The following is a 9,165-nucleotide window of genomic DNA, read 5'->3' as shown; positions in this document are numbered from 1 at the left end:
CGCAGCTCGGCGGCGACCAGCCGCAGTCGCTGGTCAACGAACTCGCTGCTGCGGTCCATGCGGGCGAGGCGCGCGCGGCACTGCTGGTCGGGGCGGAGGCAACCCGCGCGCTCAAATTCGCGGCGCGCAAGGGCATGGCGCTCGACTGGACCCGCTCTGCCGAAGGCGAAATGGAAGATCGCGGCTTCGGCGGCGCGCTGCTCTCGCCCTACGAGATCGCCAACGGTCTGGGCTCGCCGACGCAGACCTATCCCGCGTTCGAGCACGCACTGCGGGTCCGCATGGGTCATACCCGCGAACAGCATATGCGGCTGATGTCCGAACTCTGGGCCGGCTTCGCCAAGGTGGCCGCGGCCAATCCGCACTCGCAATTCCCCGAAGCGCATTCGGCGGATTACCTTTCGACCCCCAGCGCGGGGAACTACCCGATCGCCGATCCCTACCTGAAATGGCACGTCGCGCAGGACGCGGTGAACCAGGCGGCGGCGGTGGTGATCACCACGGTCGCGGAAGCCGAGCGGCTGGGCATCGAGAGGTCGAAATGGGTCTTCCTCCACGGCCATGCCAAGGCCAAGGACACGATGGTCACCGAACGCACCGACCTCTCGCGCTCGCCGCCGATCGAGCTGGTGCTGAAGCAGGCGCTTGCGACCAGCGGCAAGCAGGTCGGCGACATCGCGCTGTTCGACCTCTACAGTTGTTTCCCCGTCGCGGTTCTGCTGGCGACCGAGGCGCTGGGGCTCGACTGGCGCGCCATGCCCGCCACACTGACCGGCGGGCTCCCCTTCTTCGGCGGGCCGGGCAACAACTATTCGCTCCACGCCATCGCCACCATGGTCGAGCGTCTGCGTGAGCGGCCCGGCGACTACGGCCTGATCCTCGCCAACGGCGGGTTCCTGACCAAGGAAGCGGCCGGGGTCTATTCGACCGAACCGCCCGCGCAATGGGCGCCGCAATCGAGCGCGGCGATCCAGGCCCAGGTCGATGCGCAAGTCGCGCCGCCGTTGTTGGCCGAGGATTGCAACGCCACCATCGAAACGTACACCGTGGTCTACAAGTCGGGCCAGCCCTCGCGCGGCTATGTCATCGCCGCGAATGACAAGGGCCGCATCCTGGCGCGCACGGGCAAGGACGATGCCGCCATGCTTGCCGAGCTGGCGGCCCGCGATGCGGTGGGCCGAACGGTGCGGGTGGAAGTGCGCGACGGGATCAACACCATCGCCGCCCTGGGAGAGGCGGCGTGATGGCCCCGGGCGATGGCCAGAAGATGCTGACCGGCATCAAGGTCGTCGACCTCACCAGCGTGGTCTTCGGCCCCTATTGCACGCAGATGCTGGCCGACCTCGGCGCCGAAGTGACCAAGGTCGAGAACCCGCAGATCGGCGATCCCTTCCGCTATGCCAGCCCGCCGGCGGCGACACCGGGCATGGGCCCGGGTTTCATCGCGATCAATCGCGGCAAGAAGTCGATCACGCTCAACCTCAAGGACCAGGCCGACAAGGCGGCCATGCTCGACCTGCTGCGCAACGCCGACGTTTTCGTGTGCAACGTCCGTGGCAAGGCGATGGAGCGGCTGGGGCTCGACTACGAAAGCCTGCGCGCGATCAACCCCGAACTGATCTACGTCCATTGCGTCGGCTTCGGGCAGGATGGCCCCTATGCCGACCTGCAGGCCTATGACGACGTGATCCAGGCAGCCAGCGGCACCGCCACGCTGCTTCCGCGGGTCGATGGTGACCCGCGCGCCCGCTATTTGCCCTCGCTGATCGCCGACAAGGTTGCGGGCCTCCATGCCGCGCATGCAGCGCTCGCCGCGATCGTGCACAAGCTGCGCACCGGGCGCGGGCAGCATGTCGAAGTGCCGATGTTCGAAACCTTCACCAGCTTCATGCTGCTGGAACATTTGGGCGGGCTGACCTTCGATCCGCCCAATGCGCCGGTGTGCTACAAGCGCCAGGTCGAGCCCGATCGCCAGCCCTTCCCCACCAAGGACGGCTATATCTCGATCGTCCCCTATGTCGACGGATCGTGGCAGAAGGTGCTGGACCTGCTTGGAGACAGCAGCATCCTCGAACGGCCCGAATATGCCGATGCCGCTTCGCGCTTCCGCAATATCGAGGGCCTCTATCGCGAAATGGCGCGGCTGACGGCGGGCTTCACCACCGAGGAACTGCTCGCGCTGCTGCAACAAGCGGACGTCCCGGCACAGCCGGTGCGCGATATCGGCGATATCCTGGACGATCCGCATCTGGCTGCGACCGGCTTCTTCCGCCGCCGGAACCACCCCAGCGAAGGGACGGTAGTTGAAATGCAGCCACCCTTCGCTTTCGGTGATTTCGATTTCCCGGAACATTCGCCGACCCCGCGACTGGGCGAGCACAATGCGGAACTGGGCCGGTGACGCGGATAGCCGTGAGCGAGGCGAAGCGCACGCCCAACAAGACCCGCATGCGGATCATCGAGGCGGCGCGCGAACTGATGATCGAGCACGACCACCTCGACATTTCGATCGCCGAGATCACCGAGCGCGCCGAAGCCAATATCGCGGCAGTGAGCTACCACTTCGGCGGGCGCGAGGGGCTGATGGTGTCGATCGCCCGCGCCGATGCCGACGAGCTGATCGCCGACATGGACAGGCTGCTCGCGGCGCCGATGTCGCCCGACCAGAAGCTTTATTCGCATGTACTGGGCGTGGTGCGTGCCTACCAGCGGCGCCCCTATTTGCATCGGCTGCTGCACAAGCTGCTGCGCGAGGGATCGAGCGAGACGGCGACACTGGTCGGCGAATTCTTCGTCCGCCCGGTTTACAATGCGCGGCGCGCGATTCTTGACGACGGGATGGCGCAGGGCTGCTTCCGTCCAGTTGACCCTTTCCTGGTCGCCCATGCGCTGGAGGGGGCCTGTGCCCAGATCTTCACCTCGGCCGCATCGCGTGCGGTGGTGCTGGGCATCGATCGGCTGGATTGCGAACTGGTCGAACAATTCGGGCGCAGCACTGCGGAGCTGGTAGTGCGCGGGGTATTGTCGCCGCAAGCACTGGCCAGCCGCGGCGAGCCGTAAGGCCGTTCGCGCAGGGGCGCGCGATCAGGCCGCCTGGTCTGCTAGCAGCGTGATATCGGCAACTGCCAGGCCGAACTGGTCGATCAGGTCGGCAATATCGTCGATCCGCGCCATCTCGCCGTCGTCGCGCATGATCGAGCAGATCACCGCGCTTTCGCCAACTCCGGCGCGACGGCACAGTTCGATCGACCCCTCTACCGCCGACATGCGTTCCGCCAGCCCACCCCCGCGTGCGATCAGCGGGAAGACATGACCGGGTGAAACGAGATGTTCGGCGCGTGCGCCGGGGGCAACCGCAGTCCGGATCGTATGCGAGCGGTCGGCGGCGGAGATTCCCGTGGTGACGCCTTCCTTGGCCTCGATCGAATTACCGAACGGGCGCTCGGTCTGGCGTTCGGACGTCGGGTTCATCAGCGATATGCCCAGCCCCATCGCCGCTTCGCGGGTCATGGTCAGGCAGATCAGGCCACGCCCGTGGGTCGCCATGAAGTTGATCGTTTCGGGCGTGACCATGCTCGCCGGGGTGCAGAAGTCGATATCGCCGCCGCGCAGCCGGTCACCAGTAAGGACGACGATCTTGCCTTCGCGCAACGCCGCCAGCGCCGGGTCGAGCGGGCTCATCACGCGGCCCCCGCCTGTGCGGCGAACTTGCCCGCCGCGGTGATCACCTGTTCGCCGACCAGCTGCAATTGCAGCCGCGCGCGATCGTCAAGACATTCGCCTTCGGGCGAGAACAAGCCATTGTAGGTGCGAACCGTCGCACCCATCGGGGTCGGCCAGCCGCGCAGCGCATGGACGATCCCGCGCATGGTCAGCAAGGTGCCCATCGCCGCCTGGTCGCCATAGGCGGTGGCGATCAACCCTACCGGGCGCTCGTGTAGATAGGGCCGCTCGTCCTTCGCCAGGTCCTCGAGGTAGTCGAGCGCGTTCTTGACCAGGCCCGAAATCGTCCCGTGATATCCGGGCGCGGCAAGGATCAGGCCATCGGCCTGCCGGACCGCTTCGACCAGTTCGGTACCGCTAGTCTCGCCATGGCCGGTGCCGCGATAATGCGGCAGGGCGCCGAGGTATTCACCCCCGAAGACCGTGACCTCCGCCCCGGCTTCGACTGAAGGCCGGGCGGCGTAGCGCAGCGCCATTTCGGTCGTGCTGCCAGGATAGACCGTGCCGCCGATGGCGACGATGCGCAGCGTCATGCCGCAATCCTTTCGTTGCAATAGTCGGCCAGCACCGCGGCCTCATGGGGGGATAGGCGCAGGCCCAGCTTGGTGCGCCGCCAGAGGATGTCCTGCGCCGAGCGCGCCCATTCCCGATCGCGCAGATAGTCGACCTCACGCTGGGTCAGGCCGTGGCCGAAATGGGTGCCGCATTCGGCGAGGCTGGAGGCATCGCCCAAGATTTCGAAGGACGTCGTGCCATAGGCATGCGCCATGCGGCGAACGCTCTGCGGTTCGAGGAAGGGATAGCGCGCGGCAATCCGGGCGATCAGCGCATCGATCATGCCGTGCCCGAAATCGCCGCCCGGCAGCGCCTCGTCTCCCGTCCAGCCCGAACGGTCCAGAAGTTCCAGCCGCTCACCCAGCAGATCGACTGCTTCCTCTGCCAGGTGGCGATAGGTGGTCAACTTGCCGCCGAACACATTGAGCAGCGGCGCACCATCGTGGCGGTCCGACAATTCGAGGCGATAGCCGCGCGTCGCGGCTTCGGGCCGGCCCGATCCGTCTTCGATAAGCGGGCGCACACCGGCATAGCTCCAGATGACATCGGCGGGCGTAATCTGGTGGCGGAAGAAACGGTTCGCGCCTTCACAGAGATAGGCGATTTCTTCCTCGCTCGCCTCGACATGATCCAGCGCACCATGGTGATCGGCATCGGTCGTCCCGATCAGGGTGAAATCCTCTTCATAGGGGATGGCAAAGAAGATCCGCCCGTCGGGCAGCTGGAAGAAATAGGCATTGTCGTGGTCGAAGAGCTTGCGGACCACGATATGCGATCCGCGCACCAGCCGCATCTTGTTGGCATCAGGCACATGCCCCGCCTCGAGCACGGCAAGAACGCCAGGACCGCCCGCATTGACCAGCGTACGGGCGTGGAAGGTCTCGCCCCCTGCCTCGATGTGCCAGATATCGCCTTCACGCCTGAATCCGGTCATGCGGCAATGGGTGCGCACCTCTGCACCGCGATTGGCCGCATCGCGGGCGTTCAGGATGACCAGCCGCGCATCGTCGGCCCAGCAGTCGGAATAGACGAAGCCCTTGACGAATTCGGGCTTGAGCGGCGCGCCTGCCAGATGGCGATCAAGGGCGATGCTCTCGGTCGCCTTTAACTCCTTGCGGCCGCCGATATGGTCATAGAGGAACAGGCCCAGCCGCAGCAGCCAGCGCGGGCGCAGGCCCTGCACATAAGGCAGGACGAAACGCATCGGCCAGATGATGTGCGGCGCGATCGCCCACAGCCGTTCGCGCTCCGACAAGGATTCACGGACCAGCCCGAACTCGTAATGTTCGAGATAGCGCAACCCGCCATGGATCAGCTTGGACGAGGCGGAGGATGTCCCCCGCGCCAGGTCGCCCGCTTCCAGCAGCAGGACATTCGCCCCGCGCCCTGCGGCATCGCGGGCAATGCCGCAGCCATTGATGCCACCGCCGATCACGGCGACGTCGAAGATTGTGGGGGCGGCGTTGGCGGTCATATCAGAACTGGAGCGGTCCGTGCTCTATGTGGGGGAGGACGTGCCGGGCGAACAGGTCCGCCTCGGTCGTATGCGGATAGCCCGACAGAATAAAGGCTTCGATGCCTTCTGCCTGGTAGGCACGCAGCTTGGCCAGCACCTGATCGGGATTGCCGACGATCGCCGCGCCGCAGCCCGAGCGCGCACGCCCGATACCGGTCCACAGGTTCTCTTCGACGAAGCCGTCGCCATCCGCCGCACCGCGTAGTTCCTGTTGGCGCTGCACGCCGTAATTCTTGGCATCGAGCGATTTCTCGCGGATCGCGCGGCCGGCCTCGTCGTCCAGCTTGGAGAGCAGGCGATCGGCATAGGCGCGCGCCTCGTCTTCGGTTTCGCGCACGATCACGTGGACGCGATAGCCGAACTTGAGCTCGCGCCCGAACTTCGCCGCTCGTTCCTTGAGGTCGGCAATGTTGGCACGGACCTTGTCCATCGTGTCCGGCCACATCAGGTAGACATCGGCCGCTTCGGCGGCGCATTCGCGCGCTTCGTGGCTGAGGCCGCCGAAATAGAATGGCGGGCATTTGCCGCTGAGCGTCGAGATCCGCGCCGGATCGAGGTTGAGCTGGTAGAACTCGCCGTCGAAATCGAGGTGCTCGCCATTCAGCAGCGTACGCACGATCTTCATGATCTCGGTGCCGCGGCGATAGCGCGGACCGCTTTCCATCTGTTGCCCCGGCATGTCCGAGGAGATGATGTTGACGTTCAGGCGCCCGCCGGTTCCCGCGGCATTGGGGCCCAGGATACGATCGAGCGTGGCGATGCGCCGCGCCAGCTGCGGCGGCCAATCCTCACCCATCCGGGTGGCCCACAGCAGCTTCATGCGGCTGAGGTAGGGCGCAACCGCTGCCGCGAAGACCGTGGTATCGACGCCGAGCTGGTAGCCCGAGGGGAGCAGGATGTTGTCGAACCCGCCCTCTTCGGCGCGCAGCACGATATTGCGACAATGCTCCCAGCTCGAAGCGAGTTGGGGATCGGGCACGCCGAGGAATTCATAGTCGTCGTCGCACAGCGCGGAAAACCACGCGATTTCGCATTGTTGCTTGTCAGTCATCAGGGGAGCCTTTCACCACGCGCGGCGACCAGCACCGCGTACCAATCCTGCCGGGTCCAGCACATGCCCAGCGCCGCCGCGCCCTCCGCAATCCGCCCGGCGCTCTGCGAGCCGATAATCGGGACGATCCCTGCCGGATGCGCCATCAGCCAGCCATAGGCGGCTACCGAGCGACTGACGCCCTGCTCCGCCGCGATCCGGTCGAGTTCAGCCGCCACGGCCCTGTCTCGCTCGCCCTGCGGCGCAAGCAGACGTCCGCCACCCAGCGGGGACCAGGCAAGCGGGGCAAGGTTAAGACGCATAGCCTGGTCGAGCTCGCCGTTCTCGAAGCAATCGATCCGTAGCGGGCTGATTTCGGGCTGGGTCGCGACCAGCGGCGTGTCGAGGAAATGCGCAAGCGCTTCGATCTGCGATTGGGTGAAGTTGGAGACGCCCAGCGCGCGAATCTTGCCCGCGGCCACCGCATCCTCAAGCGTGCGCGCCACTTCCTGCGGGTGCGTCAGGATATCGGGACGATGGATCTGGTAGAGATCGATGCATTCCACCTGGAGGCGCCGCAGCGACGCGTCGATCGCGCCCGACAGATAGCTGGCCGACTGGTCATAGGGCAGCGGCGGCATGATCCCGCCCTTGCTGGCCAGCACCATACGGCCACGCAGCGCGGGCTCCGCACCCAGCACCTCGCCCAGCAAGGCCTCGGCATCGCCGAAACCACCCTTCCCGTCGAAGCCGTAGATGTCCGCCGTATCGAGCAGCGTGATCCCGGCATCGAGCGCGGCATGCACCAGCGTTGCCGCTTCGGCCACGCTGCGCCGGTTCTCGGCCAGCCGCCACATACCCCAGGCAAGCGGGCTGATCTCGATATCGCTGGCGCCAAGGCGGCGCGCAGCGGGCGGTGCTGGCAATTGGGTCATTCGTGTCCCCTGGGCGGCGCGACGGAGGCGCGCTCGATGAGTTGATGCGGAAGGCGCTGGTGCGTGATGTCCCCGCCGGTAACCAGGATCTCGGTCGCGGTGCGCGCCAGATCGGCCATCGGCTGGTGGATGGTGGTGAGCGGCGGATAGACCGTCCGCGCGAGCGGTGTGTCGTCGAACCCGACCACCGAAAGATCGCCGGGAACATCGATGTCGCGTTCATGCGCCACGGCCAGCACGCCGGCGGCCATATCGTCGTTCGAGGCGAAGATCGCGGTTGGCGGCACCGGCAGGTCGAGCAATTCATTTGCGGCGCGTATGCCGCTTTCGACATCGAATTCGCCATCGTGAACCAGACCCGGTTCGAAGGCGATGCCTGCCCGATCGAGCGCGCGGCGATAGCCGAACAGGCGCTCGTCGCTGGCCATGTGATTGTGGTGGCCCTTGATGAAGCCGATCCGCCGGTGCCCCTTGTTGATCAGGTGGCTGGTCATGTCGTCGGCGGCCTGCGCATCGTCCATGAAGACCGAGCTCGTCACCGCATGATTGGTACCCGGAGAGATGCGCACGAAAGGAATGTCGAGCCTGTCGAGCGTCTTCAGCACGGCTTCGCAGTCGGTCACCGGCGAGGAGAGGATGATGCCGTCGACATGGGTTTCGGTAATCAGGCCGCGCACCTGTTCGCCGACATCTGGATCGTCCACGTCGACAGGTTGGGCAATCAGGCGAATGCCCTTGGCCTTGCACTGGTCCCAGCACCCGGTCTGGATCTGGAACATGTAATAGGGGCTGTGATTGTCATAGATCAGCGCGACCTGGTTCGACTTCGCCCCCGAAAGGATGCGCGCGGCAACACTGGGTCGAAAGTCGAGCTCCTTCATCGCCCGCTCGATCTTCTCGCGCGTTTCGGTGCGAACATAGGGGTGGCCGTTCAAGAGGCGGCTGACGGTCTTGACCGCAACGCCCGCGCGTTCGGCCACATCGCGGATATTCGCTCTTTCGCTCATCCCTGGAGCACCTCTGCCAGCTGCGCGAACAGCGGCGCGTGCCGCGATCGCGGATTGTAGAACACAGGTGGCGCACCGAGCGGGGCAGCGACGGTATGCGTGCCGGGCGCAAAGTCCTCCCCGCTCCAGCAATGGCGCCACGGGGCGTTGCCAGGCAGGACGACATCACGCCGGTCCGCGCCTTCCACGATGACCGGTGCAACCAACAGATCGGACCCGTAAAGATACTGGTCCTGCACTGCAAACAGCGCCTTTTCTTCGGGAAATTCAAGGAACAACGGGCGTTGCAACGGCAGGCCGCTGCGCGCTGCTTCACCGCACAGCTCGCGCACATAGGGGGCAAGATGCGCATGGACCCGGCTCCAACGCGCGAAACAGGCAAGCAGATCGGGTGAGGAG

9 protein-coding genes and 1 pseudogene are annotated in these 9,165 nt (G+C 65.7%); 3 read left to right on the top strand and 7 right to left on the bottom strand.

Translation table 11 applies throughout. From position 1 onward, the window contains the following. The 3 genes from AAFM29_RS03615 to AAFM29_RS03605 form a co-directional block, all read left to right on the top strand. Nucleotides 1-1,244 (top strand): hypothetical protein (locus AAFM29_RS03615; protein WP_341711449.1); only part of this gene is annotated, 1,244 nt, incomplete at its 5' end. Continuing rightward, nucleotides 1,244-2,401, top strand: coding sequence for a CoA transferase (locus AAFM29_RS03610; RefSeq protein ID WP_341711454.1), 1,158 nt, complete (start codon nucleotides 1,244-1,246; stop codon nucleotides 2,399-2,401). The genes AAFM29_RS03615 and AAFM29_RS03610, both read left to right, overlap by 1 nt. Beyond that, a complete protein-coding gene (locus AAFM29_RS03605; protein ID WP_341711448.1) occupies nucleotides 2,398-3,060 on the top strand; it encodes a TetR family transcriptional regulator in 663 nt (220 codons plus the stop codon). Before AAFM29_RS03610 ends, AAFM29_RS03605 begins: the two co-directional genes overlap by 4 nt. 24 nt (nucleotides 3,061-3,084) lie before the next feature. Here AAFM29_RS03605 and AAFM29_RS03600 read toward each other — a convergent pair whose 3' ends face one another. From AAFM29_RS03600 to AAFM29_RS03570, 7 genes and pseudogenes are all read right to left on the bottom strand, one after another. Further along, nucleotides 3,085-3,681, bottom strand: a complete 597-nt coding sequence (locus AAFM29_RS03600; protein ID WP_341711447.1) for a 3,4-dihydroxy-2-butanone-4-phosphate synthase — start codon at nucleotides 3,679-3,681, stop codon at nucleotides 3,085-3,087. Continuing rightward, a complete protein-coding gene (locus AAFM29_RS03595) occupies nucleotides 3,681-4,256 on the bottom strand; it encodes an NAD(P)H-dependent oxidoreductase (RefSeq protein WP_341711446.1) in 576 nt (191 codons plus the stop codon). The genes AAFM29_RS03600 and AAFM29_RS03595 overlap by 1 nt, the downstream gene beginning before the upstream one ends. Continuing rightward, the gene (gene glpD, locus AAFM29_RS03590; RefSeq protein ID WP_341711445.1) at nucleotides 4,253-5,752 is read right to left on the bottom strand and encodes a glycerol-3-phosphate dehydrogenase; all 1,500 of its coding nucleotides are present in this window, start codon (nucleotides 5,750-5,752) and stop codon (nucleotides 4,253-4,255) included. The genes AAFM29_RS03595 and glpD overlap by 4 nt, the downstream gene beginning before the upstream one ends. 1 nt (nucleotide 5,753) lies before the next feature. Beyond that, complete coding sequence (locus AAFM29_RS03585) at nucleotides 5,754-6,845, bottom strand: LLM class flavin-dependent oxidoreductase (RefSeq protein WP_341711444.1); 1,092 nt, start codon at nucleotides 6,843-6,845, stop codon at nucleotides 5,754-5,756. Next, on the bottom strand, nucleotides 6,845-7,759 hold the full coding sequence (locus AAFM29_RS03580) for an aldo/keto reductase (RefSeq protein ID WP_341711443.1): 915 nt from the start codon (nucleotides 7,757-7,759) through the stop codon (nucleotides 6,845-6,847). The genes AAFM29_RS03585 and AAFM29_RS03580 overlap by 1 nt, the downstream gene beginning before the upstream one ends. Next, on the bottom strand, nucleotides 7,756-8,766 hold the full coding sequence (locus AAFM29_RS03575) for a LacI family DNA-binding transcriptional regulator (RefSeq protein ID WP_341711442.1): 1,011 nt from the start codon (nucleotides 8,764-8,766) through the stop codon (nucleotides 7,756-7,758). The genes AAFM29_RS03580 and AAFM29_RS03575 overlap by 4 nt, the downstream gene beginning before the upstream one ends. Then, nucleotides 8,763-9,165 (bottom strand): annotated as a pseudogene (locus tag AAFM29_RS03570) (alpha-glucosidase); the annotation flags it as partial. The pseudogene AAFM29_RS03570 and the gene AAFM29_RS03575, both read right to left, overlap by 4 nt.

Origin of the sequence: Erythrobacter sp. (genome assembly GCF_038133525.1) — a bacterium.
GTDB lineage: Bacteria > Pseudomonadota > Alphaproteobacteria > Sphingomonadales > Sphingomonadaceae > Qipengyuania.
The sequence above is the reverse complement of the archived record's forward strand: the minus strand, read 5'-3'. Positions and strand labels throughout refer to the sequence as shown.